The following is a 25,747-nucleotide window of genomic DNA, read 5'->3' on the forward strand; positions in this document are numbered from 1 at the left end:
TTCCAGGATTCCATGGGGTGATGCGTGCGGTGGGTTGTCGATACTACGGCTCGGTAATAAGTCGAGCGTGCCGAACAATCTCGATCGACGGCCGCTCAACCAGCGCGACGCATCGCAGCCCGTTCCTGCAGTTGACACTTCTTGACAATTTTGTCGAATGCTTTCGAGTAGACTCGGCCGTCGAAGCGCATTCGCCCATACAGGCATTGCCTATCAATTCGCCGACCTGCTCGCCACCGACCACTCTCGTCGCTGCTCTCCGCAAGCGCACCTGTTCACATGAGAATCGCCATCCTAGAATCCGATGCCGCAGCACTTGACTGTGCGCTCGAAATTCTGTCATCCGCTGGGCATCTCTGTTTTGGCGCGCTATGCGACAAAACATTGCACGGGCTGCTCAGCCAGGTGCCCGTCGATCTGGTGATACTCGATTGGGTGGCGCCGGATGCACTCCGATACGATACGTTGCGCTGTCTGTGCAGACATGGATCCGTGATCCCCGTTGTCTTGTGCGTGAAGTCGTGCACGTCGCAGAAAGTGATCGCCGCGGGGCTGAAGAGCGGCGCGAACATCTGCCTCGAGAAGCCGCTCGGCAGCGCGCAGTCGCTTGCGCGCATTCATGCATATGGGGCGTCGTAGCAATCCTTCTTCCACAGTTTTTTAACGAGGCCCATGTATCAGGATTGCGCAAGCAACCTGCAGTCGATCGTATCGGGGGCATGGCTGATTTTCAATTGGGTCAGCGCGGTAGCAGTGCTCGTCGACTTGACCGATCTTCGAGGCCTGGCGCGAGGTCTGCCGCACAGGGCGGTGAACTTCATTCGTGCTACGACGGCCGCTTGTGGAATGGCCAAATCCATATCAATGCCAGCCTGACCCATCGTATCGGTTGGGCATCCGCGCTCGCCTCGGCTAAAGCGCGCAGAGATTTTGAGCGCTACCCCGAGTCTCCTTTCTATTGTCACATCCAGCCAACGTTTTGGCATCATCAGTCATTCTTGCCGGCAAGGTTTGATATTGGCCTACCCTTTCCTTTGGCACTTCGAGGGGGAAAGAATGGCTCTGTCACGTTGCCGAGGTGGTCGCGTAAGATTGCGTGATGAAGACAACAAAATCGCTTTATCACGGTCATCGCTTTCCCGCCACAATCATCAGCTGCGCCGTGCGATGGTATTTCCGGTTTCAGTTGAGCCTTCGCGACATCGAAGAGTTGCTGTTCGAGCGCGGGGTGATCGTCAGCTACGAAACGATACGACGATGGTGCGACAAATTCGGCGCGGGCTTCGCGCATCGCGTCAAGGCAGCGCGTCGCAAACCCGGCACCACGTGGCATCTCGACGAGGTGTTTGTGACGCTGCGCGGTGAGCCTTATCTGTTGTGGCGTGCAGTCGATCAACACGGTGCCGAACTCGACATCCTGCTGCAGAAACATCGCGACACGGCGGCCGCCAAGCGATTTTTCAAGCGCGTGCTTGCCTCTTGTCCCGAAGGACCGCGCAAGATCGTGACCGACCAGCTGCGTAGCTACCCGGCGGCAAAGGCCCAGATTCCCGAACTGGCCAACGTCAAACACGTCTTCGTCAGAGCCAGTGCCAGGGTGAACAACCGGGCCGAAAACAGTCATCAACCTACGCGTGAACGCGAGCGCCACATGCGAGGCTTTCGCGATCCCGAACGCACGCAGGCGTTCTTATCGACCTTCGGTCCGATCCGGCAGCACTTTGCGCTAAAGCGACATTTGCTGCGCGCTTCGCTCCACCGCAAACAACTCGGCGAACGCTTTGCCGCGTGGCATCGTTTCACCGAGCTTACCCAAAATCCCTCCGACTTTTAAGGAAAGGACAGTCCATCGCATTACCGCGACGCGAACACTTTAATGTGACAACGCCGCTCCCACGGCACGATACTGCTGGCCGGCGAGACGGCGATAAGCGCCCTCGCCCGCTCGGTCAGCGCCGGGTGCGCGGCAAAGAACGCCTCAACGCGACGCGCACCGGCAGGGCCGACCCGGGAATAGCCTTCCACCACTGCCGCCGACTCGGAATCCGTACGGTGAGGTCCGCCAGCGTCGAGATAGCGTGCGCACGCAGGGTGGCGACCGCTCGCGCCGGCAGCCAGATGCCGATGTCGTCACTGATCTGCGGAGTCGGCATGCGCGCGTGCCGCAGGACCTCGATCGCGTCTGCGACCGCCTTCGCTTCCCGAAAACGCACACCGTCAGGGTGCTCAAAAACGGTGGCGAGATCCGGCCGGCCGACCTGCCGCGCGACCCTCGCCGGCCGCCGACGAACTCCGCCGTGGACACCGCGCGCCGACTGCCCTGCTCCGATGCGATCCGGCAGGTAGCGTTCCACGGCTTTGCGAACCGACATGCCGGTGTACCAGGCGCGCAGCATGGCCGCATCATCAGCTTCCGCGCTCGCAATGCACATGCAGGCTCAACCGGTAGCACGTTCACCGGAGCTCGAGTCGGTTTTTTGCTAAGACGTCCAGCCGATTGCATCAAGACGTTTCGCGTCTCCTTGAAAAGGCCCAAATGAAAAGAGGCGCAAGCAATGTGGGCTGCGCCTCTTTTAGTGAATCCGGACATCATTTGTCGCAATGCTCCGTCATTCTTTGACTGCGCACACTGCATTGACGGTCCACGGCGCCAAGCGCACATGTCCGCACTCGCATGCGTGTGACCTCATTAACCCGCGCCCGACTTTTTAAGGAACCGATATCGTGTCGAACAACTCCCCGCTTGAAAGCCTCGCCGCATTTGCGATCGTCTTCGTCGCAGGTGTATTGGCTACCACCGCATTTGGTAAATATATCGACAAGGTGAAGTGCGACGCACGTGCTTCAGCAGCCTGACCCGCACGGCCGAGGACACGAAGCTACCCGCAGTCACACTGCCCGCGTCGGGCTGACGGCCTGAATGAGCGTGTCGCGACATCCTTTACGTTGAAAGTTCGTGAGCGCCTGCATTTTCGTCCGTACCGCCTGCCACGCTTCGAGTAGATCGGTGCGCGCTCTATCCCAAGCGCCGGGGTGGTGATAGAGCGTCACGAAACGATACTTGTCACCTTTGCAGGTGAATGCCGCAGCGCCCTCGGCGACTTCTCCTTCCCATGCATCCGGCCAAACGTGCGGAAGCTCGTCATATTTAGAGAGCGGCAACTCCGGTTTCGGTCCCCTGACGATCGGACTGGCGGCGAGCTCCCAGACCATCTTCGGTCCGGATATGACGTTCTTATTGCCCATCGCATCGTTCAAATCCAGATACGCCTGAATGCGAAAGTGCTCCTTCCCCTCAGCACACAGGTGCAAAATCCCCCCTTCGAGAAACCCAACCGGTGTCACCGTTAAACGTCGCTGCGGATTCTCGTCTGCTGTCTCGCATAGAGTATCCAGTACCGCCTTGAATGCGTCGTTAAACCATTCCTGGACGCCCGCAAGCACGCTACCGCATGCCAAAAAATCGTCGTGCTTCATGCTGGAGATATTTCCTTCTCTAAAGATTTTCAGGAGCCGGGATACGCGCAGATCCGCATCGCCACCGTACGATTGGCTCAGCGCAGCAAGTGCTGGAAACACGGCGCGTGCACGATATTCCTTCTCGACATATTGCTCGGGATTCTTCACCGTGGATCGATAGTAGAGCGCCATCCTCCCCATCTCCGCCGAAAGTCGCGTAAGCAGGTTCTGTTCATCGCCGTCGGCATCGCTCACCACGACAGCGAACCATACGATGCCGGCCTCCACCATCAGATAACCCCAACGCCGGTCACGGTTCTTCGTCGCAAGCCAGCGCTGCAAGTTGCGTCCGTCCGCCGTCGAGACCACCGCCGCCGCCGCGCAGACAGCAGTACGCAACAACCAGAACTCGCCGCCAACCGACTCCAGAATCACCTTGCCGCTCCCCTGCCCTCGGCACGCAAACGCGTACGACATATCCATTGCGCGGGTCGCCGTTTTCACCAACGGATCGAGTGCGAAACCGTCCGCGTTGGCATGCTTGACCGACGACGGTTCTCCTTCAGCAAGCGCCTCGCTCAAGGAGCGTGCTTCGGCATGCGCGCCCGGTATCAGCATTTCCTCCGTACAAACGATGTCCGCATCCTTCGGACCGGTTCGTGAAAGGCGCAGCACGCCTGTTCCCGTGTCAATCGTCCGCTGTACCAACCGGCCGTCTCCCGACTTGCCAGAAACGCATCGCCGCACACGCACGCAGTTGAACGCCGGCAAGTATTCCGCCGACGTGAGCGCGCTTTCGTCAGTGGCTTGCACTGATCGCACGGCGTCGTCACCACTCTTGCATCGAATACCGTCAAGTAAGGCAATCTCTGACGGCGCGGCGTCTTTTGCGACGAGCGCCCTCGCGGAATCCGGAAAAAACACTGCGCCGGATTGCGGCAAATCATTGGTCCCCGCAACCTGAATCGACTCGTCGTCGTCAAACGTTGCGAGACTCAACTCACCGATTTCGTCCTTGCGCTTACCGAGGTCCATTCGAAGATCACTGACGATCTTGGCCTGAATCACGCGCTCGACCTGAAAGCGGTCGAGTGTGCCGTCCAGATAAGGGAAAGCGACACCAAGACGCGGCAGACCTTGCGTCCTGTCGCCCTGAGCGCTCGCGAAGCGCTCGATCCGTCGTCCGATCAGACTGCCCAACCGGTCGATACGCCCGATGCGCTGCTCGAGGTCACCCGAAGTCCAAGCTACCCCGTAGTGCACGATGTTGTCGCAGAACAGGTGCATATCGACGCCTTCTTTCAGCACGTCTGTGCAGATCAGCACGTTTGGGTAGGTCGGAAACTTGAACTGCGTGACCGCGTTCTGGTTTCGCAGGCGGCTCGAACGACCGATCACCGGCGACATCTGACGAAACGCCAGATGCACGCGTTCACGGTAAATCTCCTCCCAGTCGACTGCCGCGCCACTGCGCATACATTTGTCGACGATCAGATCAAAATGCTCGATCCAGCGGCGGAATCTTTCCTTCCAGTTGCCGATGTAATTGGCCAATGCATGGCTTGCAGCGTCGTGCGGTCCGGCCTCCAGCAGCCATAGCAACTTGTCGGGCAGTTCGGCTTTGTCCGTCGGCGTGCGTGCTACGTGCGTATGCAAAATGTACAGATCGACCAGAAAATCAGTTTGCCTTATCGATTGAAGCACGCATAGCTGCAACGCGGCGAGCTTCCACGCATCAACCGCGTTGGCGGCCGCGTTGCCGAACAGCCATTGCCGAGCCGGGTCGACCCTGAGTTCTTCAGCTCGCCTGTCACCCAGAACGATCTTCAGAAAGCGGGTCCAGCGCGCCGCATTGTTATGCCAGTGGGATTCATTCGCATTGCTCACCACCTCATCGCACGCTTGCGGACGCTTCAGGAGAAAGCCTCGCAGCGGGTTGCGCGACGCATCCTTCGCACTGAGCAGGCGCGATCCGAACGAAACCAGCATCCCGTGATCGCCGCCTTTTTTTGCGCGCTTCAGCGCTTCGAAATAAGGAAGCTTGAGCGCGTCCTTATAGGCGGTGCCGCGTGGCTCGTCAGCTGACGAACCTTCATCGCCGAGTTGCTCGATACTTTCGCGTTCGACGTCCTCGTCGGCCTTTCTCTCCGCCGCGACGACCTCCTCGTCAGCGCTCTCGGTTGGTCTCGCGTGTTCTGTCTCCCAAAACTCGCCTTTGATCCACGGCGATTTACCTTGCATGCCAAAGGCCGACCCCATCAACTGGGTTCGCCATGTCTCGATCCGCTGATCCATTTGTTGCTGGAACTTCATATTCAGTAGGTCGCGGATTTCCTCCACCGTATCGATACGCCGCACGAAGACGAGCGTCTTCTGACAGCTGGCGTCTTTGAGGCTGTGTTCGAACAGCGCGTCGGCGGCACGATTCAGTTTGGCGTGAGGAAGCGCGAAACCCTGCCGCGCGGCCGGTGTCGCGCCATCGAGCGCCTTCATCGCGTTCTCGAAGTCGCGATTCAAATCGTCGATAACGGTACGGTCAAACGCTATACCGGGTTCATCGTCCTGCGTGTGTTGTCTTGCATCACGCAGGGATTCATATTCGCGCTCGGCGATCGGCTCCGATGTGCCCTGTTTCCAGGACCCGAGCGTACGTCTCACGGACGCCGACAATGATTCAAACGACGCGCATTCGCCGAGGCGAAACTTGTTTCCTTTGCCGGCAAGCGCACCAACCAGCCGTTTCTGCACCAGCGACATCGTCAGCGACAGAAATGGGTCGTCCGCACCGGTATAACGAATCCGCTCGTATTTGCGGTACTGGATCTTTCCGTATCGCGTGTCCTGGCTATCCGCATACGTGCGGGTTCGACGCACCATGAACTTCGGCAGCAGGGGCACGACGTCGCGCGTACCTTCCGGTTGCGCGTGAAGCTGCCAGGTGATACGGCTGCACGATTCCTGATAGTTGCAGTTGCCGCAATCGCGCGGAATTTCCAACTCGCGCTTGTCGTCGGCGCTACCTGCGAACAAAGGCTTGCGGCAAAGATAGGTATCGAGACTGCGAATGTCGTTCACGCTCGAATGCAGCGGCGTCGCGCTCATGAACAACCAGCGTTCAACATTGCGCCGGAAAATCGCAGCGATATGGCTATTCTGGAAATTCCCCGTATGACGAAGATACTGTGCCTCATCGAAGATCACCAGATCGAGCGGTTGGTTGGGAACCGACTCACCATTTTCAAGCCGGGAGCCGTTCGTCATCAATGCGCCAATGCGCCGGCAATACGCCGCGCCAAGTGCATGCGTGAGGTCTTCCTTCTCGGCTTTGGACAGCTTCCGGCGTGCAGCCGGAATCGCGCATTCACCCTTGTCCATATCGTCGATCGAGGCCGCGCCAATCTTGTCCCGATATTCTTCCAATATCGAAGCCGAATCTTCGCCCTTGAACGAGAGCGGCCGGCTAAAAGACGAATACCGCATCAGATGAATCCGGGCATCGCCGAGGCTTAGCGTCTTGACGAAGTCGCGCAGGCCATGGTGAAAATGCAGATGCTCCAGCGGGCTCGCCTGTGCCGTGCTGAGCAAACGGTTGTCGAGCAACCTGTAGCAGGTTCGCAGAAACTCCGACCATTCGCTTTGCCACTGGCGCTGCAGCGTTGCGCTTGAGCAGACGATCACCACGCGCGAATCCGGCTTGCGCAGGAATTGCGTCGCGATGATGCCCATTGCCTGCCGCGTCTTTCCCATACCGACCTCGTCGGCGAGATAGGCGAACGATTTGCTCTGCAGCAAATGCCAAAGAGCAGCCACCCCTTCGCTCTGAAGAACGGCCTGCGCACTCGGGGTTGCCCGCACGGCGTCGTGACCATCGAAGTCGATGTATGAGCGAACGGCTTGCGCAGTCAGATCGGTTGGAATGAGGTCTGTTTTATTGTCCATGAACCGCCCGCGTTTGATTGCTTACTTCCCGGCCAATCTCCTTGCGAAACCAGGCAAGAAAACCCTCGACGCGTTTCGGCGTGGCCTCGCCGAACATTGAGCGGAACGACTCCGATTTGCCGAGCAGGGCCACCATCTCCGCATGAAGCGCGGCGATCTCCGCGTTGATGTTGATTCGCAACGTCTCGCGCAACTTGGAATTCGTCGTCCTGTCCAGACGCGCGACGATGTCGCCCATCTCCGAGAGTTGGATATAGCGGCCAATCTTTTCCTCGTGCGTAACCGCGGCCTGCGCGGTGATCGCCCGATAAAGCGTCACGGCGCCGTACGGCGCCAGTTTGTCGTATGGATCGCGCGTCGCCCCCGGACTTTCGGGCGTCTGGTAATACTCGAGCAGCTTCCACGCGCCCTGAAACAGGCCAAAGAAATCGAAGGTCGGGTCGGCAGGGATTTCTTCGCCGTCGCCCGCGCCGTCGGCGAGGTCGGACAGTGCGCGCTCCTTCGCCTTGCGATCGGATGGCTGCGGATTGAGGCCTCGCAGCAATTCGAGGACCTTGTTGAGCCGTGGACGGGGCTGGTAGCCGAGTTGATCGTCGTCTGCATTGACCTGGGTGATCAGCCCGCGGAAGGTCATGGGCTCGCTCTGGCCAAGGCGGTATGCGACCGAGAACGAACGCACGGGTTGCGCGCCCTTATACCGCAGCGTCATGACTTGCGGCTGACCGGTGACGGCGGCATCGAAGCAATGGCAGTGGCTGCCAATCGACAGCACGATCTCGTTGACCGGCACGTCGCTGGTGAGGGTCAGGCGTGCGCGAAATTCGCTCGCCTCCCAGTCGTACACGACGGTTGCGTCGAACGGAGGAAGGGGGGGTGCAGCCTCCTCCTCGTCCTCGCCGGTTTGCGCGAAAGCCGGCTCTTTTAGCGGCTGTAACAGCGTTCTCCACGGGTCCGGCGCGTCGCGGAGTTCATAGCGAAGCATCGCCTCGATATTCGTCAATATCTGGTCCCGCGCAGTGAGCATCGCCGCCTGGGTGAAATTCGCCGAACCGATGCAGAGTACCTGCTGCTTCTCGTTATGGAGGAGCAAGGCCTTGGCGTGTGTATAGCGTTCGCCATCATCCCTGAAGCCGGCAAAGGTATGACGCGTCAGGTCTAACGTATCGCACGGGAAGCGGTACAGGCCGTCGGCAGTGAGCGATGGCACAAAGCGGCACTCCTTGACACCGAGCGCTTGAACCAGCGTGTGCACATCGCTCCAGTAGGGCGACACGACCGTAGCAGTGTGCCAGTCGCTCTCGCCTTTCAAAGCGTGAAGCATCGAGCTTTTTCCGTACCCCTGCGGCAGCGAAAGATGCAGCGTCGGTGTAGCCGGCGTATGCGGCGGGAACTGCTTGGGCTCGTCCAGTGCAGCATGTAATGTCGCCAGAATATTCCGAACCTCGCCCTCCTCCTGATACCCTGTGTTGCCCGCGAATTCGAGTTGGCGCGCGGCCTCGGCTTGCAGCCATTTGATTAGTGGACGCAGCTCCTCAGCATGGCGGGAGGTCACGGCCGTCATTCCGACAACCTCGCGATTGATCGCCCAACCGGACAGCGTCAGATTGCCACTCCCGACTGACAGCCAGATGCCCTGCTCCTGCGTGTCTTTCAACGTGCCTGCCATCAACATCAGCTTTGGATGAAAGCGCCCGCGTGCGAGACCGACCGGCAGCAACCCGTAGCGCATGTCGCCCTTGGGCTCGGGGCAGGTCGAGCGGTCGCATACCACGAGGCATTTGACCGTGTTCAGGTCCTCATTGATCGCATAACGCGTCTCCGAAGCGCCTTTCAGATCACTGACGGTGTCGCCGACGAGCAGCGGCAAGACGTTGGCCTCGAAAAACCGCGACGCAAAGTTAAAGGTCGTAAAGAGAACGTGGCGCGGATGATCGGTTGAGAAGCGGTCACGGATATACTCGAGCGTGCCGCGCATGACGTGCTCGACGCCGGATCTCGGTGAAGTCATAGCGGCGCTCAAAATACCTGCTCGTAGAGATTCGATGCGGTGTTGAGGTAGTAGTCGTTCATCCACGGCTGTCCGCTTTCGAGACGCTTCCTGGCGTCTTCCGGGCTTCGGTCGCCGATCACAGGCAGCAACACCGCACCGCCTTCAATCAACACCATCGGGTCGCGTCCGCGCTCTTTCATGCATCGTGTGTGATAGGCGACCAACTCGTGCAGGAACGCAATCAGAACAGCCTCCGGCGAGGCAGCCTCCGCGGTTGAAGCAATAGCAAGAATTTCGGCTAACACCTGCATATGCTTCATGCGCGCAGAATCCTGTTCACCCGCAAGCATCACAAACCGCTCGGCGCGATCGCGCATAGTCGGCAACATTGCGTCCAGTTCGCGCGCGACGAGATCGAGTTTCTTGCCAGGTGCGCCACGCAGATAGTCGAACGCGTCCTGCATCACGAGAAGGAACGGCTCGCATCGCTGGACACAGTCGATCGCATGAGCCAGCTGCGGTAGTACGAGCTTGCCAACGCGGTCTTTGAAATTCAACTCCTGCGTCGCGGCCAGCTTGCGCAGCACGAGGAACTCGCGAGCCAGAGTTTGCTGATACGTATCGCCGAACAGGCACTCCTGGAGCGTTTGGCGAAGCGTGTGCTGATCGAAGACGCTAGCCAGCGCTGTTGCCAACGCACCGCCGAGGTATTGGTCCGGAAACAACGACTTGCCGGCGCCCTTGAGCGGATCAGCCAAGGCGGCTTTGAGTACTTTTGTGGCATCCGTCGTCCAGCGCTCAGCTAGCTGACTGGCGACGCCGGGCGCAACTATCCAGCTGTCATCCACAAGGCCGGCGCGTCGGCAAGTGCCGCGATAATACTGGTAAAGCCCGTTCGCAACGGTCTTGCCCATCTTCGTCGTTACACTGAAGTTCTCTCCGCCAGCGGCGAGCGCGTTATAGCCGAAACAGGCTGCATGGCCGTTGTGATACAGCCAGTATTCGATGAGCCCTTCCATCAGCCTGAAAAAGCGTCGGCGGGCGCCGTCGCGCTCGAGCAGCGATTGAAGGTCATCCAGATTGATCAGCCACTGGATCAGAACCACCGCTTTGATGCCATTCACCTGCCCAACCGGCGACGCCAGGTTTGGAACGAGTCTGCGCCCAAACGCGCTCCATACCGGCAGCAAGCCCAAGGGGTCGCGGCCGCCGGACGACCGGCTCAAGGCGGGGTCCGCATCTGTGAAATACGGAAGACCGGCCGCCGACATGGCGGCGGCACTGCTGTCGAATTCAGTCATGAAGAGCCGTCAAATGTGTGGCAGGAAATGGGTAAACGTCTAAAGACGTCTTCTTGTTGGTGGAGAACCAGATGCGTCCAGATGTCCTGAAAACCCGGGAGAAACGTTGCTTGCCTTGTCCGCATGGACGCGGGTAGGGGTCAACCTACCCGCACACCACCGGCACACAACGTTAGAAGTCTTCGGCCCACCGTTCCCAGAAACCCGGTTCGTCGTGATGCGCGTTCGTCATGGCAACATCCAGCGAAAGCGCCCAGAAACGCATGTTCGGCAAACGCGCGGTGCCGTCGGGCAGCTCGAGAAACGCAGCCAACTGCTGATAGACCAGATCGCCGGCGTCGTAGCAAACGTCCACATATATGCTCCCGCGATAGCCGCGCATCACATTCGGATTAGCTATTTCGCCGCATTCGCGCCACCCGATATCGTGTGCGTCGAGCCACTGGATAACCTGTGCGCGCGTTTCATTCTCAGACCATACGCTTCGCTTGCCCTGGGGGTCGTCGAAGAACGTCAGGTACAGCACGTCTCGCTGTTTCTGGCGAGCGATAGCATCTATATGTTCGAGTACAGTTGGCATATCAGCAGCGACCGGCCATAAAAGAAGGGGCACTCATGCTAATCCTGCAAAGAGACAAATCGTGTCCCGGCAGAATGTGCCCATACCTCTCGCTGGCCGGACACGTTTTTCACCAGAACTATTCGCCGAAAATCTTCTGCGACAGAAACGCTTCCAGGCCTTCATCCAGCACGCGGACGACACCACCATTCGGCGTGGCCCACAGTACGATCCGCTGCGCCTTGTCGTCGTATAGATAGTACTGACCGTCGCCAATCTCCAGCAGCGGCACCGCATTCGCCGGATAGCTGGCATCGCGGCTCAGGTCGTTGTACGCATTAAGCACATTGAGGTAGTGGTCTGCCGGGACGCCGAGGCCGTAGGTCTCGTAGGCGCCGAATACAATCACGCCGAAGTCCGAGAGGAAGGACTTGTATTCGCTCGATAAAGAAAATGGCAGCTTCTGCTCTAGCGCCTGGATGCTTGCCGGGTCTGCCGGACAGGTATTGGCCTGATGGCGTTCAACCAGTTGTTTGACATTTTGCATAATGAACTCGAAGTTAGCTTTGTGACTCGATCTGTGCGGCCCGGGCCTTCCAGTACTCTTCCCGCTCCTTGCCGAAATCCTCCCGATTGATTTCCGACTCCTTCAGCTTGTTGTGCAGAACGTTATCGTTGCCTTTCCCGCGGTGTTCCGCGCAGGTAAGTTCGGCAAGAGGCGAGTCCTGCTTCTGGCCGATATGGTGCAATTCAATCGGCCGGCCATTGGCATCGAGCGGCGCGCGGCCAGCCTTCATCCGTTCAAGGTTGGTCTTGCCGAAGAGGTCCACCTTATCGTAGTCGATGTCCGTACGAATCAATGCATCCTTGTCATTGACTTTCGTTGCCTCGAGATTGGCATTGTCGTAGATCTGGCCTTCGGCCTCACTGCCAATCGCGTCCAGGACGCTCTCCGGAAAGCCATCCCCCTTCAGTTTCTCACGAGTTTCGCCGCTCAGCGACGGGAGATCAAGACGGTTTTCCTGGGTCAGGAAAAGAGGTTTGTCGAGCTCGACGACATCCAGGCACAAGTCGGGCATCTCGCGAGCCAGCTCCACCAACTTGTTGGAGGCGTCGGCCTGCTCAAGCGCGAAGGTTTCAAAATTCACAGGACACTCCCTTTTTCAACACTAGCTCGCCAACCGGCATAGATCTCAAGATGGCTTCCTTTCTGCATGCTGTAGTCCTTCATCAGACACTGCTGGGCGGCAAAGGCCAGCTCACCTGTCAGACCGTCGGCGAGCGGGGACAGCAACGCGCCCAGCAGGTCACGTAGTACGTTGAAGCCACCTAGTACGTTGACGTGAGGCGCTGCCTGAATGGCCTGTTGGACGCCAGATCGGCAACCCAGGACATCCACGATCAGCGCCGCGGTGAATCCAAAGCGCTCCGGTTTCCACAGCGTAAGCGGCTGCTCACGCTTCGACTCATTGAGGGCCTGATAGAGGGGTATCTTGCTTCGCGTAAGCAAAGGCAAGCTGCGCATGCCCGCTTCGATCAGGTTCAGATCGGCAGCGTCGGCGCTACGAATACGCGTCGCCAGTAGCAGCTTGAGCACCTGTTCGTTGAACGCGCTTCGGCTTGAAGTCGCTTTGTCCGCCGGGTGGTAGACGTAAGGCGTCTCACGGCCCGCGAATTTTTTGACCTGACAAAGCACCGGCTCCAGCCAGTCGTTCTGGTAGACGATGGCGACGCCTTTCGGCAGTCTCGCGATCTCTTCAAGCTGGTCATCGCGCAGCGCAACTGATTTGCCGATCAGGCGCCGGTCCATTTCATCCGGCAGGCGCATGATGATTTTCGTATTGGTGTTGCGGATCGCGGCAATATCCACTGCGCGCGGCGATTGATCCGCAATGATGAAACCTTCACCATACGTCCGCATCTCGGCAATCGCGTTGGTCAGCATCTCAACGGATTTGCCGATCACGCTCGACCCTTCGGTACTCCCCTCGCCTGCGCTACGCTTGAGTATGTTGTGCGCTTCCTCGAGAACGGTGACATGGCGGAGCTGCTGGTTCATGCCGCCGTTAGCCATCCGGTATTCGCTCAGGCGCATCACCAGAATGCCCATGATCAGGGCCTTGGTTTCCGATGAACCAACGCGGCTCAGGTCCACGATCACGTTGCTGTCGAACAAGGTGGCACTGTCGATCTCGTCGGCGACGAAGATCTGGCCGTTCAAGCCGTTGGTCAACGATTTGATCCGCGTCGACAGTGAGCCGATATAGTTACCCTTGAGTTCTTGCGAATAGGCAGATGCCGTGATCACGCTTTCAAGCGCAATGAGCAGATCGGCGAACGTCGGAAAGAGGCTATCGCTGTAGCGGTTTGCCGACGATTCGAGATCCCATCCGCACTCTTCGTATGCCAGCAGAATGGCGTCCTTGAGCACCGCCGGCATCGCTGCGTACATCGGCCAGCAGACATTGAAAATCTCCACCAACCGATCCACGTGCTCAAGCACATGAACGGCCACGGGGAACTTGAAAGGATTGATCCGCAGCAGTTCGCAGTGCGCCGGATGCGTGCCGAACACGCTGACGTCAGGGCGTTGGCCGAAAATGTGTTTGTACTCGCCCTTCGCCGGCTCGATTACCAGAAACGGCACGCCCGCGGCTTCGATCTGGCTGAGCATTTCATAGAGCGTGTTGCTTTTGCCGGCGCCAGTCGAGCCACTCACGAACACATGGCTCGAGAGCTGGTTCAGATTCAGCGAAATAGTTTGTGGCAGGTTTTCCCAGAGATGGCGAATGTTGCCGAGCGTGAGCGTTTTTCCCGCACCCGCTTCGGCGAACGTTCCGTCGAGTCGCTGCACCTTGCGTCCGAACGCCTGCGTTTCCAGCACTGCGACCGTGGAAGTCGACCGGCGAGGCAGGCTCAATTGAATCGCCAGTTCCTTACCCGACACAAGCGTGGCCGGCGTCAGGTAACTGATCGGCACCGTCTTTGAGAAATTGGGCCGTAGTTGTGGATGGCTCAACGCGGTCAGCCAATCGATGATTGATTTCTTGCGGCCTGATTGCCAGGTCGTGAGCGCAAAATCCTCGTGACTGGATTTGCTGCCGCGGATCAATCCAAGAAAAATACTGGCAAGAGATTCGGAAGACGCGGTGCTGTCGCCGATAAAGTACGCTGCGGAATTCCAGCCACCATATGTCTTGGCCTCGTCGATACGTTCGAGGTGATGGTCGATCTTCGACAACAGGCGCTCGACGGTCTTGTCGGTCGCCTCGATCGACATTTGCCGGCTCGAACCGCTGGTCTTATTGAGCGAGCGAGTGTCTGTCGTACTCGTCGTCCTCGTGTCGGAAGTCGTTCTGGAGGCTGCTTCGCTCCATGATGTGCCGTGGCTTTCGCTACGGCCATTCGACGTGGATTGACTCGTTCCGGTGGTCTGCTGCTCATTGAATGCGGTAGTCACCGCCGTCGCAACTAGGCCACCCGCAACCATCATCAACGGTGCGAACGGCCCGGAAGCGATCGCAGCCACGCCAATCGCCAGGCTCGCAGCGGAGCCGCCGATCGACGCGGCCTTGGCCGCCGCGGTTTGCGAGCTTAGCGAACTCGACGTACCGATGGTCTCCGTTGTACTCGTTCCGACCGTTTCGGAGGTACCTTTGGTTTCCGTCAGGCCAAGGCTTTGCCCCAAGGATTGACTCAACCCCTCGCTGATACTCTGACCGACACTGTCGCTTTCCTGCTCACCAAACGACACCTGCTGCTTCAACAGTGGCGAAAGCTGGGTCGCTACCTGCTCGTACCCGGTGCGGATCAGGTCGAGATTCTGCGAGGAAACCGGCTCGGCCAGAATGATCGCTTGATAGACGCGACTTTCGGCGGCATCGATAAAGCGTTCGAGCCCTTGCATGAAGTGTTCGCGATTTTCCGTCGACAGTGCCGGCACGCCCGTGACAGCGGTGATGCTCGCAGCCGTATTGTCCTTTTCGGCCGCTACGCTCTCGAGTAACGCGTTGACCTCCTGGACATTGAGCGGGAGTAGCGAACTGCCCGAAAAATGACCTTTGAAGGTCTCACGCAAGAGTTCGCCGGCGTTTTGCCCAAGCATTCTTCCTGGCTCACCTCGCGCGCCGATGAACACCTCTGTTTCGACACCATCCGAGCGCAGAAACAGAAACACCGAATAGCCCGCAGCGCCCAATGCCGTGTAGGCCGCGGTGGTACTTTCGAGCACCGACTGCTTGTTGCCCTGGACGATCCGCTCGATGCGGAAGATCCGCACGTCGCTGGCGCGGTTGAGTGCGACGCCCTTTTCGGCGAAGGCATGGACGGAATAATGCTCGAGCTCCGCCAGATAGCTGCGGTTGATCAGGGACCGCCCGGCTTCGAGCGTGGCCGCGGTGTTCTGATTGATTGAGGGAATCTCGATCTCAGGTTGGCGTACGGATGTCAGAGTCATTGAGCTTATTTCACCAGCGAGAGATAGATCACCACCGCCGCGAGCGCGCCGCCGAATAGAAGGGCAATTTTGAAGATTGGATTGAGTTCCGGGCGCGCCGTAACTGCTTCGGAGGGCGCAGAGGGTGCCTGATCCGCCATGGGCGAGGCCGCGCGTGGGCGTGGGGCCGATTGGGAGCTCGGAGTGCTCGGTTTAGCGATGGGAGCGAAGCCTTCCACACCGAGTTGACGCAGGTGCTCCCGTACCTCCACCAGATGGAGGAAACGCTCTTCCGAGAAATTGGTCTTCAGGTATACGATCTGATTGTTGTAGTACTCCGGTAGCCATTGACTGCGGTCCGGGTCGATCGCGCGCGCAAAGTTTTTATCCGCGTACGGCTCGAGGAGGTCCGGCTGCCGCCCCTTTGCCCACGCCAACGCATTCCGAAGATCCTGTCCGGTCACCCGGTTATCGTTGAGTTCGAGTCGCAACGCCGTTCGAATGGTCAGCGGGTCGCCTTCGTCGACGAACTTCTTCAGGTTACTGGAGGGCCGATAGGCGGAAGGCGCGCCTTCGCGCTTGGCTTGAGAAACCTTATCCGCACCGGCGCCCCCGTTGCTCACTGCCTGCGGGACGAACCCTTTGTAGCCTTCCTGCCGAAAATATTCGCGAACGGCAATCAAGTGTTCGAGACGCTCTTTCGAGAAGTTGTATCCTGCACAACGCTTCTGCCGGCGGTAGTAATCGACATCCCAGTCGGACCGCGCCGCATCGATATCGGCGAGCATCTCGTCCGCAGCATACGAATCCAGCAGATCGGGCGTAGCGGTCTCCGCCTGAGCCAGAAACTGCCTCAAAAATTCACCCGTAACTTGCGTGTCGTCGAGCGCCAGCAGAAATTCACGGCGTGCATTTGCGATCGTTGTGTCTGTTGTGTTCATGCGTCCCCCGAGCTCAAACGGCCAAAGTTTGATCAAGTTTGTGCTTGAAACCCCTGATCCAATCGTGCAGGACCCTAGCCTCCTCGAGAGCAATCTCGCGCTCCTTGCGCTCAGCAATCTTTACTCTCAGCGAGTCCAACAGTTCGTTAAACTTTGGTTCGAACTCATTGTTCATGTATTCGACGAAGCGGTCGGTCAGTTTGTTCTTTCCGTTCTCGATTTCATTGCGCGCATTCTGTATGAGCCGCGTGAAGGCCGTCTCAATCTGGGTCAAGCGCTCCTTCCAGAACTCACTGAGATCAACGTATTCCTCGTCACCGTACACGTTCACGGTCTTCTTTCTTGTCCAGGAAAACGGGTTGTACCAGCGACTATCGCTCTCTTCACGCTGGCCCACGACCACGTATCGTTTTTTGATATCGTCACGCTGTAGCGTGAGATTCAACGAGATCGCACCCATTTTTCTCTTGATGCCTTCGAGAACCGGCAAATTCAAGTCCTGACTCCCCGCAAATAGTGCCTGGATGTATCGCTCGTAGTTCTTCTGAAGCTCTTCGCTAATGAGATGCTGACTGGAAGCAAAGAGTGCCTCATAAGCGTTGATGATTTTCTTGTACTCGAATCTCAGCTTCTCTTCCGCTTGTTCGACCTTCGCTTCCGCTTTCGCTTTCGTGACCGTCCCTTGGAAATCCCGTTCCATCCCGCGGATCAGAGGGACAATCGAGGCTTCAAGTTCAATGAGGTTATCCTCCACAGCGCGAGGCAACGCCATGCCCTCCGCCTGAACCGTCTCTCGGAAGGCATCTGTTTCAAACCCCTTTTCCTGGCGCGCCTTCAACACGGCGATCTCCCCCTCAACCCTGCGAAGCGTCGCTTCATCCTGATCCAGTTGCTCGATCAACCCGGTTTCGTTAAGCCCAACTTCAATCGCTTTGGAGAGTGCATCGTAAGCACGCTTAACACGATGCGGGAAGTTGTACTTGTCGATGTACTCATCGATCATCGCTTCCACAGCCGGCAAACCACTGCCCAGCAGGAGACTGGAGAGATTTTTCTCTTCCAGATTGCGTCTCACCCGCGACGTAATCGGCATGTACTGCAACATGTCCATGCGCGGCTCTTCGCTGAACAGATCCGCCATGCTCTTGTAGTCGTTACGTTCTTTACGCGTATGGCCATCGCTGGGCTTGCGAATCAGTCTCGCCAGGTTTGCCGAAATCGGGTAGATCGTCGGGTTCTGAATCCCGTTGCTACTGAGATACTGCCTGACACGCGTCAGGACCGATGCCGGGTCTTCACCGTTCTCAGGATCGAACACATCCATCTTGTTGATCACGAAGATAAAGCGATCCTTGCTCTGCTTGCCGCCTTTGCGCATCGTCTCAGCCACCAGACCGAGCAGATGCTTGTCGTCATTGGTGCCGAGCTGGCTGGCATTGAGCACGTACAGAATCAACGGATTGCGCCGCGAATCCTGCACAAAGCCCATCGTGGTGCGTTGGTGTTCTTCGTCCTGGCTGTTGTTCGGACCGGGTGTATCGGTCAACACAAGCCGCACGTATGTGCGCTCTTCGATGCCTTCGATATTGCCTTCAATATCGATGAGCTTGGTATCCGCGGAGGTATTCCAGTCTTTGATCGTTTCCGCCGTGACGTTCTCGGAGCTCGCCAGCACCTGCCCTTGTGCGCCCAGGCGTTGGGCCGTGAAGCGCTGCTTCATCGAATCGCTGTCGGTGATTCGTGCGATCGTCGCCGTGGTCGCCTCATTGGCAGCGGGGAGCAGATCGCGGCCGAGCATCGCGTTGATCAGCGTCGATTTCCCCGACGACATGGTGGCGACGACGTAGACGTCGAAATCCTTATTGAATGCTTCATCAAACGATCGCTTCGCCTCTTCGTTCTCGGAGATGAAAAGGTTGAACTCCGGGTGTTCGGTGGCTTCGTCCATCAGACGGCGGATTCTTTCAAGACGAACCTCGCTGGAGTCGATTTCTTTCCAGCTCACAGTCACCTGCATGCCACCCGCATTGGCCACGTCAGCCGCTGCAACCACATCCAGAAAGTCCGATTCCACACCTGTGAAGGTGACGTCGAAATGCTTGTCGCCGTTGAACAGAACACTCAATTCGTCGAACAGTTTCTCTACCCACACCTGAAGACGCAATTCCTTGTAGCTCGACAGCTTGCAACCTTCCGCAGGAGGTTGGCCATTGGCAAGAAACTGGGTATCGACGATGAACGGATTGTGGATGATTTCGATCTTATTCATTTTTATTCGGCCAAACGGCGTTGAAGTTGAATGAGCAGCTCTACCGTCCTGAGCCCGCTGTAGGTGATCAGTTGCTTCAGTTCGTTCTCTTCTGCGAGTGCCTCGTTGGATGCAATCGCGTCACTGCGTTGCTCCAGTTCGTCCAGTTCTTTTAACAGCCGTTTTTTTACGGCAGCGGGCGCGGTCGTGACATGGATCAGCGCGCGCTTCCGGTCGCTGAATTCATCCAGTGTTTGGTGCAGCTTCGAGCGCTGAGGACGCGTCATGCTCAATCGATTCAACGCTTTCCTCGCGTAGAGTGCCGCGTCGGCGATAGTGGGAATGACAATGGGATCGTGGAAACCGGCGTCGCTCAGATACTGGTGGACGCGCTCGACGTGTTCGCCGATATCTTCGCCCTTCTCCGGATCGAGCAAATCGATCTTATTCAAAACGAAGTAGATCTCGTGCGCGGGATCGTCTGCCAATCCGTTACGCAACATCTCGAGGCACGCGCGATCATCGACGGTGCCCAATTGACCGGCGTTCAGCACATAACACAGCGCCTTGAACGGGATGTTCTGCACGGCCTCCCGCATCAATTGGCCATGCCGTTCGTTCTGACTGTTATTCGGTCCCGGCGTGTCATAAACGACGAGCCCGGAAGCCGGACGCGGCGCAACATTAAAGCTGCCCTTGAGCTCGATACGCTTGACACGGCCATCCGAATTCCAGTCGCGAAGCAGTTCGGCGGAAGCATCGCGTTGCGTGGCCAATACGGCACCCGAGTCGAGATAGCAGGCCCCTCTGAAAGACTTGACCCCTTTCCTGTGCTCAACCCGCGTCAGACACGCGGTCGTAGCTTCATTGGCGACGTGCAATAGCTCATCGCCAATCAAAGCGTTGATGAACGAGGACTTGCCAGCACTCATTGGCGCCGCGACTAACACCTCGAACAGATCCTTCGTAGAGGACGTGGTCTTTCTTTTCCCTGGCGTACGCGCTCTCTCCTGCGCGGATCTTTTCATATTCTCACCATCAACATCACTAGCACCAGCCCGGCAATGCGCTAAAGCACAGTCGGCTGGACTAGGGACGGCTCCCAGTCGGAAAGGGCCATGCTGATGAGGGTTTCAGCGCTGTCTTAATCGTCACTGGATTTTGCGCGCTTTCTTGCGAGACCGCAGCCTCTTCCTCCACGTCGGAAGAGGCCTCTTCGCCAAACACCTGCTCAACGGTAAGCCCATATTCAATCACGCGCGCACGGACCTCATCGAGCACAGCCTGCAATTCCGCGAGTCGCGCTTCTTCAGCTTGCGCAGCGAGAGCTTCGGCTTGCGCTTTGAGTTCAAGGTAGTTTGCCATTTTGTGCCGCCTTTATAGGAGATTAAAAATGCCACTCACGCCGCAATATCGACTGCTTTTGAAAATTCTTTAATCTGTCGCGGAGAATAACGGCGGGACGGGACATTTCGAGTCCCACTCGAATTTAAATCGGATCGGCCGACGCGTCGGGATCGACTTACTGCGGGTAGAGCTCCGCCAGCGCGCGCGCTTCCTGCGCAAACTCCGCGCGCAGGTTCTGCGGCCCGATCACTTCGACGTACGGCCCAAACGAACGCAACCACCAGCGCAGGCGCTGGCTCAGCACTGCGGTGCCTTGCACTTCGAGTCCATCGCCGGTCTGCCGGGCCTCCTGATCCGCAGCGAAAGGCGTCTCCAGAAGGTGATTGCCGGCGCCATTCAGGAACAGCAACGTGAGCGTGACTTCGCCTTCGACCATGAAGTCGAACTGCCGCTGCTGCTTCACATAGTCGTCCAGCCTAAAGGCGCGGGGGTACGAAAATGACTCCAGCATCATCTTCGCGCTGCCCAGACGGTCCAGCCGGTACATCGTTGGATTCGGACGGCCTTCAGTGCCGCCGATCAGGTAGACAAGTCCGCCTACCTCGACAAGGCCGAGCGGCAAGATGACCTTGCCCTTGTCATTCGTCACATTGGAGCGCGGGCGGTAGACGATTTCCAGCTTGCGTTCGTGAAAGAGTGCCTGGGAAACGATGGCGAAGATCTCGGCATCGATCTGCGGGTAGCGTAGCGCGAACCCGCTGTTCTCCACCGCGACTTTGTCCGCCCATCGTCTGTAACGGCGCTCGTCCTCCGTCACCGCCGCTTCGAGACGCTTGTCCGCGACCTCGAACAGGTCGGCCAGCGCTTCGGCGACGAGGGTCGGGATCTGCCGCGACGTGAAGCTACGCAGCATATGCAGGGCCAGCGCCTCCTCTCGCGTCATGATCGCGCCGGATTTTCCCGCCATGCCGCCCGCGCCGGCGCCTTTGCGCCAGTACCAGGCCGCGCCGCGTTTCTCCATGTCGACGATGCCCTCGAACTGCAGCCTCTCCAGACGCCGTTGCACCGTTTTGATAACGGGCGCGTCAGACTCGATGATCTCCAGCCTTTTGTGGACCGCCGGCGTGCTGAGATACTGATTGCTCGACCCGGCATTGGGCAATACGCTAATGATCTTGCTATCAAGAATATCCATGCGGGAGAACGTTCGATGAGTTGTAGGCTGCATGACATCCTAGTTAACGGCGAAGCGCGGCGAATCTTAAGCGAATGCACCAAAGATTGGATTTCTTATTTGGTGTCAATGGTTTGCGTGCCGTTCAGATTGCCGGCGAGGCATCGCACGTCATAGCCGATCATGAATAGCGACGCTTCAAATGCATGGAGGCGCGAGTGTGGTTGTGCGCTCAACAATTGCGGAGCCTGTCTGAGCAGGTCTTCCGCGATCCAGCCAAGCCGTAGCTTGGCCGATGCCCAACGGGCGGGCATGTCGGGCTGGGTGTAGTGCATCAAGGCGCCTTTGGAAATCAGCGCCCCGGTATGCAGGCCGATCAATTTACGGCGCGCGGAGGCGTCCATGGTCGGGAACAGAAGCCGAGCCGGAACCTGCCGCCATGCACGCCGAGTTTTGATGCGGAATAGTTCGACGAGAGAGGCCATTGCGGCCGCCACGCGCGAGTCGTAAATCGGCAGCCCATCATCCGATGCCAATGCATACACCTTGGTCAGCATCGAGTTGACGTCTTCGATCGCGCCAAGTTGGTCGAGACGCCCGCTGCTCAGGCGAAACGCCTCACGCGCTGCCTTGAGATAGGTGACGAGTTGTCCGCTCGCGCGTTTTGCCTCAAGGAATGGCCGCGCACCGACGCTGATATTCCGCTCGCCGCCCCACTCAAAGATCGCGTGGCACGCTCGCATCGCGGCCTCGTCCGACTCGCTTGCCAGCGCCGCCCTCAATGTCTCTGCGAGACGCTTGAGGCTGCGCGCCGTGCTATCCCAGCACAGCGATTTCACTGACGATCCCCTATCATCGGTCCAGTCAGCGCGCCAGACATAGGTGTCGATGACGCCGTCAAAGCCGTGCACGGTCTTGACAACGCCCTGGGGCACGCGCGCCGAACTGCCGATGTCCAACTCGATCGGCACGCGGCCTGCAAAGCCGGCGAGCCACGTGACGAATTCAGCGACCTCGGGGTCGTCTAGAAATTGTTTCTGGTTCATCTGGTTGGCGCCTCTCTGATCAAATACGTCGCATGGCGAGCGGATCTTGCGGTCCTTACATTGCGCCGCGACAGCCTTATATCGGCGTCAGAGGTGACTTCTTTAGGCAGAGCCTCGAAACACAGCATGTCCCGATGCGTTGTGCGATCGGCTAGCGGCTGATCCTTATCGCTATGCGCCTAGTGCCGCGTCTATCAGCGTCAATACGTCTAGCGCGCGCCCTTCCAAACCGATCCCGATTGCAGGATCGATCAGCGGCTCGCGGGCATTGATGCGAATGACGCGAGGGCCGTGCCGCTCGCTGAAGCGCCGAACCGTAGGCAGTGCCGTGCCCGCGCCCACCTCCAGAACAACGAGGCGCTTGACCGACGCAAGCCACTGGGCACGGCGCGCCGCCTGCGCGTCAGCACGGGACGACAGCCACGCCGAGTCCCAAAACATCAGGATATTCGGCCTCGACACCGCGCCGCAGTGTTTGCACCGCGGCAACGGACCGGTGTGGCGGCATGCGCGCTCGTCTACCTGCGGCACGAAGTCCGCCGCCGAATCAATACGCGACGAACAAGGTTCGGTGCACTGCAAGTAATGAATCGAGCCGTGATGCTCCTCGGTCCGGTCCTCTGCGAAACCCGCCCGTTGGAAGTGTCCGTCCACGTTGCTCGTGAAGACAAACGCACCGCGCTCCGCGCGCTCGCCCCAACGTTTAAGAATCGCAAAGCCTGGATGCGGTTCGGTCCCGCGATAAAGTTGCAGGCGGTGTCCGTAGAAGCCCCACGCGAGCTCCGGCTCGTCTTCGAAGGCGCGTGGGTTCGCAATGGACTGAAAATCCCGCTTTGCCTCGGCAAGCGCCGGGTAAGCACGCCACAATCCCGCATTGCCGCGAAAATCCGGCAAGCCCGAGTCGACGCCCATCCCCGCACCCGCCGTGACGAGCAGACCATCTGCGTCGCGTAGCCACGCGACGGCTTGCTGCACGCGCACGTCCTGCATTGAGGTTCCCTCCAAGTCTTTGAATGACGAATACCGTCCCATCCGGTATTCGCGCCCAGGTTCCGCTCAACGCGACACCAGTGCCATTGGCCGTCATGCTAGCGCGCCATTGGGACAATCAATGTCTCGATACGACGGCGTGCCGCCAAAAAATGCATGGGACAGCCGTTGTCCGAAAGCGCCGCTATCTTCTCGCCGTGCCGACGTCGAACCACGCCGGTGTTCAAGATAACTCCGCTTTGAAAGGACACGAAACTGCTCGATTCAAACACAGTGAAGCACATTGGCATTGCCTTGTTCAACGGCTTTGCGCTCCCCGAGGCGGCGTCTATCGTCGAAGCATTTCATTCGGCGAATACCCTTGCTGACAGCGCGCCACACAGTGTCACACGCTATGACGTACGGCTGTTATCAACGACCGGCGGCCGCATCGCCAGTTCGTCGCTCGTGTTTGTCTGGACTGACAGTGTGGAGGCGCTCCGCCATGCAGACAACTTCGATGCGCTGTTCATTGCAGGCGGCGAAGGAGTACATAACGCGACTGGCGATGAGCGGTTGCTGACGTGGCTGCGCCGCGCGTATTGCCGCAGCGAATTGGTGCTCCCTATCGCGGAGGGGCGGTTCCTGCTCGAAGCAGCCGGGTTTGCCCATCCATCCAATAGCGGACGCGACGACGGGTCCATGCCATACGGCAGCCGTCGCCCAGGCCTCGAGCCGAAAGCGTCACTTGACGTATCGAACCCACTGCAGACCGCGTTGAGTGTCATCCAGGATGATCTCGGCGCGGAGATCGCGCGTAAAACCGCCGAGTGCGTCGCGCCGCCCGCAACGACGCACTTCACATCGACCCTGCGTAGAACGGCCTCGCCATCCGTCAGCGAACGACTCCGGGACTCCGCGCACTGGCTCGAGGCAAACAGCGGCCGGGCGGTTGCCATTGACGAAGCAGCGCAACTCGCGGCCATGAGCGAGCGTAATTTCCTGCGACGCTTCAAGGCGGAAATGGGCGTGACGCCGTCGGATTATCTGGCGTATGTCCGGCTTGATAGGAGTTGCCGACTCCTTGTCGAGACGACGCTTCCGGTCGACAAGATTGCCCGTCGTTGCGGCGTAGGCAGCGGTGGGCAACTAGCGAAGCTTTTTCGCAAGCACCTGGCGGTAACCCCCACCGAATACCGTGCGAGCAAACGTCCATCAGGCGCTTGGTGACAGCGCGTCCCTCAGAAGCGATCGATCAGGTTCAAAACACGACGGCGATCGACCGCTTTTTGCAGGCATGCAAGACATTGCGGATCTATCGGACACGATTTGACTCCATGGGCCGCCACACTATCAATCTACTGAACAGCAAGGAGAGCGACAGTATGCGAAATCTCAATTCAAACGCACTTGAAATCGCGGCACGTCGCGGCAGTCAGCCGGTGCGCGCCGACAGCGCCGCGTTGCGCATCGGCCTGCGGTTGTGGGGTTTTGTCGAATCCGAGGTCAATACGTGGATTCCGAATCTGCCGACACTCGACGGATTGCTCTCCTGGGAGATCGCCCGGCAGCGGGACGGCGACGGTGCCGGCATGATGATCCACCTGGTCAAGTCCTCGTCGAACGCGTTGGGATCATTCTGCTGGAACTGCGTGGGCGCCAACGAAGCTATTCGAGCGTCGGCAAATGCAGCACGCGTCGAAGCCGCGTTGTTTTCTGGCGATGAGCGCCGCTTGCCCGCCGTCCGATCCGGACTCTGGGCGATGGCAGGCACTCGTCCGGTAGAAACCGCACTCCATACCCTGGCCCATGCAGTCATCGTTCCGCGACTCATGCATGAACGCGCGCGCCAGAAAGTCGGTGCGGTTCGCGTGGCGCCGCGGTGACGTGACTGTCATGCTTGCATAGCCCGGTCTTTATAGACTTGGTTTTGGGTTTGATAAGCATCGAGCAGACACAGACAGTTAGTTGCATTATTCAGACTTTGCTTTGAACCATAAGAGTGAGCCGTTAGCCCGAAACCTGACGCACTAGCTGTTACCTTCGCGAGCGAGTCGAGCGATAACTCGTTCGTCGACACGTTCACTTCGCCTTCCAGATGGAAACATGCCTCAACCACCGCGTTCGCCGGAGACGACCGAATGCGGTCCTCCTCGGACTTTGGATGGGCATTGAATCAGTAGCGTACTGCAGGACGGCCGTGCACCGGCTGTCTCGAGGTCGGGAATGCGTTCCACCACTGGTGCCCGCGCCGAATCTGGACGGGCCAGTCTCTCGGTGTTGAAATGCCATGCGCAGACAAGCCGGTGACCGCGCGCGGCGACAGCCAGGTGCCGAGG

The 25,747-nt window shown here is 58.6% G+C and carries 19 protein-coding genes and 1 pseudogene; 5 read left to right on the plus strand and 15 right to left on the minus strand.

All coding sequences use genetic code 11. From position 1 onward, the window contains the following. Positions 1–279: 279 nt before the first annotated feature. Together BM438_RS34490 and BM438_RS34500 are read left to right on the plus strand one after the other, a co-directional pair. Complete coding sequence (locus BM438_RS34490; RefSeq protein WP_093644056.1) at positions 280–639, plus strand: response regulator transcription factor; 360 nt, start codon at positions 280–282, stop codon at positions 637–639. A 460-nt stretch (positions 640–1,099) separates the two neighbouring features. Beyond that, entirely contained in the window at positions 1,100–1,834 is a 735-nt protein-coding gene (locus tag BM438_RS34500; protein ID WP_093644060.1) for an IS6 family transposase, read from the plus strand. 53 nt (positions 1,835–1,887) lie between these two features. Here the strand turns inward: BM438_RS34500 and BM438_RS34505 are convergent. Continuing rightward, positions 1,888–2,432, minus strand: a pseudogene (locus BM438_RS34505) (phage integrase family protein); the annotation flags it as partial. Between the two features lie 292 nt (positions 2,433–2,724). On the opposite strand from BM438_RS34505, the gene BM438_RS46755 reads away from it, so the two are divergent. Beyond that, on the plus strand, positions 2,725–2,856 hold the full coding sequence (locus BM438_RS46755; RefSeq protein WP_279630573.1) for a hypothetical protein: 132 nt from the start codon (positions 2,725–2,727) through the stop codon (positions 2,854–2,856). A 33-nt stretch (positions 2,857–2,889) separates the two neighbouring features. On the opposite strand, the gene BM438_RS34510 is transcribed toward BM438_RS46755, so the two are convergent. The 14 genes from BM438_RS34510 to BM438_RS34575 all read right to left on the minus strand — a co-directional run bounded on the left by BM438_RS34510 (position 2,890) and on the right by BM438_RS34575 (position 23,429). Beyond that, a complete protein-coding gene (locus tag BM438_RS34510) occupies positions 2,890–7,398 on the minus strand; it encodes a DEAD/DEAH box helicase (protein ID WP_167378504.1) in 4,509 nt (1,502 codons plus the stop codon). Next, a complete protein-coding gene (locus tag BM438_RS34515) occupies positions 7,388–9,406 on the minus strand; it encodes a phospholipase D-like domain-containing protein (RefSeq protein WP_093644062.1) in 2,019 nt (672 codons plus the stop codon). Before BM438_RS34515 ends, BM438_RS34510 begins: the two co-directional genes overlap by 11 nt. A gap of 8 nt (positions 9,407–9,414) precedes the next feature. After that, positions 9,415–10,689, minus strand: coding sequence for a hypothetical protein (locus BM438_RS34520; RefSeq protein WP_093644064.1), 1,275 nt, complete (start codon positions 10,687–10,689; stop codon positions 9,415–9,417). A gap of 172 nt (positions 10,690–10,861) precedes the next feature. Continuing rightward, positions 10,862–11,302 carry a hypothetical protein gene (locus BM438_RS34525; RefSeq protein WP_244179524.1) on the minus strand — a complete coding sequence of 147 codons (441 nt, stop codon included), beginning with the start codon at positions 11,300–11,302 and terminating at the stop codon, positions 10,862–10,864. Positions 11,303–11,387: 85 nt separating this feature from the next. Then, complete coding sequence (locus BM438_RS34530; protein WP_093644068.1) at positions 11,388–11,795, minus strand: SMI1/KNR4 family protein; 408 nt, start codon at positions 11,793–11,795, stop codon at positions 11,388–11,390. Between the two features lie 13 nt (positions 11,796–11,808). Then, entirely contained in the window at positions 11,809–12,396 is a 588-nt protein-coding gene (locus BM438_RS34535; protein WP_236078301.1) for an HNH/ENDO VII family nuclease, read from the minus strand. Next, on the minus strand, positions 12,393–15,704 hold the full coding sequence (locus BM438_RS34540) for an ATP-binding protein (protein WP_093644070.1): 3,312 nt from the start codon (positions 15,702–15,704) through the stop codon (positions 12,393–12,395). The genes BM438_RS34535 and BM438_RS34540 overlap by 4 nt, the downstream gene beginning before the upstream one ends. 5 nt (positions 15,705–15,709) lie before the next feature. Beyond that, positions 15,710–16,660, minus strand: a complete 951-nt coding sequence (locus tag BM438_RS34545; protein WP_143131804.1) for a hypothetical protein — start codon at positions 16,658–16,660, stop codon at positions 15,710–15,712. Further along, a complete protein-coding gene (locus BM438_RS34550) occupies positions 16,638–18,893 on the minus strand; it encodes a dynamin family protein (protein ID WP_093644074.1) in 2,256 nt (751 codons plus the stop codon). Before BM438_RS34550 ends, BM438_RS34545 begins: the two co-directional genes overlap by 23 nt. Positions 18,894–18,895: 2 nt before the next feature. After that, positions 18,896–19,900, minus strand: a complete 1,005-nt coding sequence (locus BM438_RS34555) for a dynamin family protein (RefSeq protein ID WP_208620737.1) — start codon at positions 19,898–19,900, stop codon at positions 18,896–18,898. Between the two features lie 61 nt (positions 19,901–19,961). Next, complete coding sequence (locus BM438_RS46760) at positions 19,962–20,237, minus strand: H-NS family nucleoid-associated regulatory protein (RefSeq protein WP_093644078.1); 276 nt, start codon at positions 20,235–20,237, stop codon at positions 19,962–19,964. Positions 20,238–20,394: 157 nt separating this feature from the next. Beyond that, positions 20,395–21,414: a helix-turn-helix transcriptional regulator gene (locus BM438_RS34565; protein WP_093644080.1), complete on the minus strand. Its 1,020-nt coding sequence runs from the start codon at positions 21,412–21,414 to the stop codon at positions 20,395–20,397. 95 nt (positions 21,415–21,509) lie between these two features. Beyond that, complete coding sequence (locus BM438_RS34570; RefSeq protein WP_093644082.1) at positions 21,510–22,439, minus strand: hypothetical protein; 930 nt, start codon at positions 22,437–22,439, stop codon at positions 21,510–21,512. Positions 22,440–22,610: 171 nt separating this feature from the next. After that, positions 22,611–23,429, minus strand: coding sequence for an SIR2 family NAD-dependent protein deacylase (locus tag BM438_RS34575; RefSeq protein WP_093644084.1), 819 nt, complete (start codon positions 23,427–23,429; stop codon positions 22,611–22,613). A 273-nt stretch (positions 23,430–23,702) separates the two neighbouring features. Between BM438_RS34575 and BM438_RS34580 the strand changes: the two genes are divergently transcribed. Beyond that, positions 23,703–24,638 carry a GlxA family transcriptional regulator gene (locus BM438_RS34580; RefSeq protein WP_244179525.1) on the plus strand — a complete coding sequence of 312 codons (936 nt, stop codon included), beginning with the start codon at positions 23,703–23,705 and terminating at the stop codon, positions 24,636–24,638. Further along, positions 24,632–25,294, plus strand: coding sequence for a hypothetical protein (locus BM438_RS34585; RefSeq protein WP_143131805.1), 663 nt, complete (start codon positions 24,632–24,634; stop codon positions 25,292–25,294). The genes BM438_RS34580 and BM438_RS34585 overlap by 7 nt, the downstream gene beginning before the upstream one ends. Positions 25,295–25,747 lie beyond the last annotated feature (453 nt).

This window comes from Paraburkholderia aspalathi (assembly GCF_900116445.1).
In the GTDB taxonomy this organism is placed as follows: Bacteria; Pseudomonadota; Gammaproteobacteria; order Burkholderiales; family Burkholderiaceae; genus Paraburkholderia; species Paraburkholderia aspalathi.

Bases quoted from the DNA above. Each gene is read 5' to 3' on its own strand.
- BM438_RS34490 (WP_093644056.1), top strand. From the start codon at position 280: ATGAGAATCGCCATCCTAGAATCCGATGCCGCAGCACTTGACTGTGCG.
- BM438_RS34500 (WP_093644060.1), top strand. From the start codon at position 1,100: ATGAAGACAACAAAATCGCTTTATCACGGTCATCGCTTTCCCGCCACA.
- BM438_RS34510 (WP_167378504.1), bottom strand. From the start codon at position 7,398: ATGGACAATAAAACAGACCTCATTCCAACCGATCTGACTGCGCAAGCC.
- BM438_RS34515 (WP_093644062.1), bottom strand. From the start codon at position 9,406: ATGACTTCACCGAGATCCGGCGTCGAGCACGTCATGCGCGGCACGCTC.
- BM438_RS34520 (WP_093644064.1), bottom strand. From the start codon at position 10,689: ATGACTGAATTCGACAGCAGTGCCGCCGCCATGTCGGCGGCCGGTCTT.
- BM438_RS34530 (WP_093644068.1), bottom strand. From the start codon at position 11,795: ATGCAAAATGTCAAACAACTGGTTGAACGCCATCAGGCCAATACCTGT.
- BM438_RS34540 (WP_093644070.1), bottom strand. From the start codon at position 15,704: ATGACTCTGACATCCGTACGCCAACCTGAGATCGAGATTCCCTCAATC.
- BM438_RS34550 (WP_093644074.1), bottom strand. From the start codon at position 18,893: ATGAATAAGATCGAAATCATCCACAATCCGTTCATCGTCGATACCCAG.
- BM438_RS34555 (WP_208620737.1), bottom strand. From the start codon at position 19,900: ATGAAAAGATCCGCGCAGGAGAGAGCGCGTACGCCAGGGAAAAGAAAG.
- BM438_RS46760 (WP_093644078.1), bottom strand. From the start codon at position 20,237: ATGGCAAACTACCTTGAACTCAAAGCGCAAGCCGAAGCTCTCGCTGCG.
- BM438_RS34565 (WP_093644080.1), bottom strand. From the start codon at position 21,414: ATGGATATTCTTGATAGCAAGATCATTAGCGTATTGCCCAATGCCGGG.
- BM438_RS34570 (WP_093644082.1), bottom strand. From the start codon at position 22,439: ATGAACCAGAAACAATTTCTAGACGACCCCGAGGTCGCTGAATTCGTC.
- BM438_RS34575 (WP_093644084.1), bottom strand. From the start codon at position 23,429: ATGCAGGACGTGCGCGTGCAGCAAGCCGTCGCGTGGCTACGCGACGCA.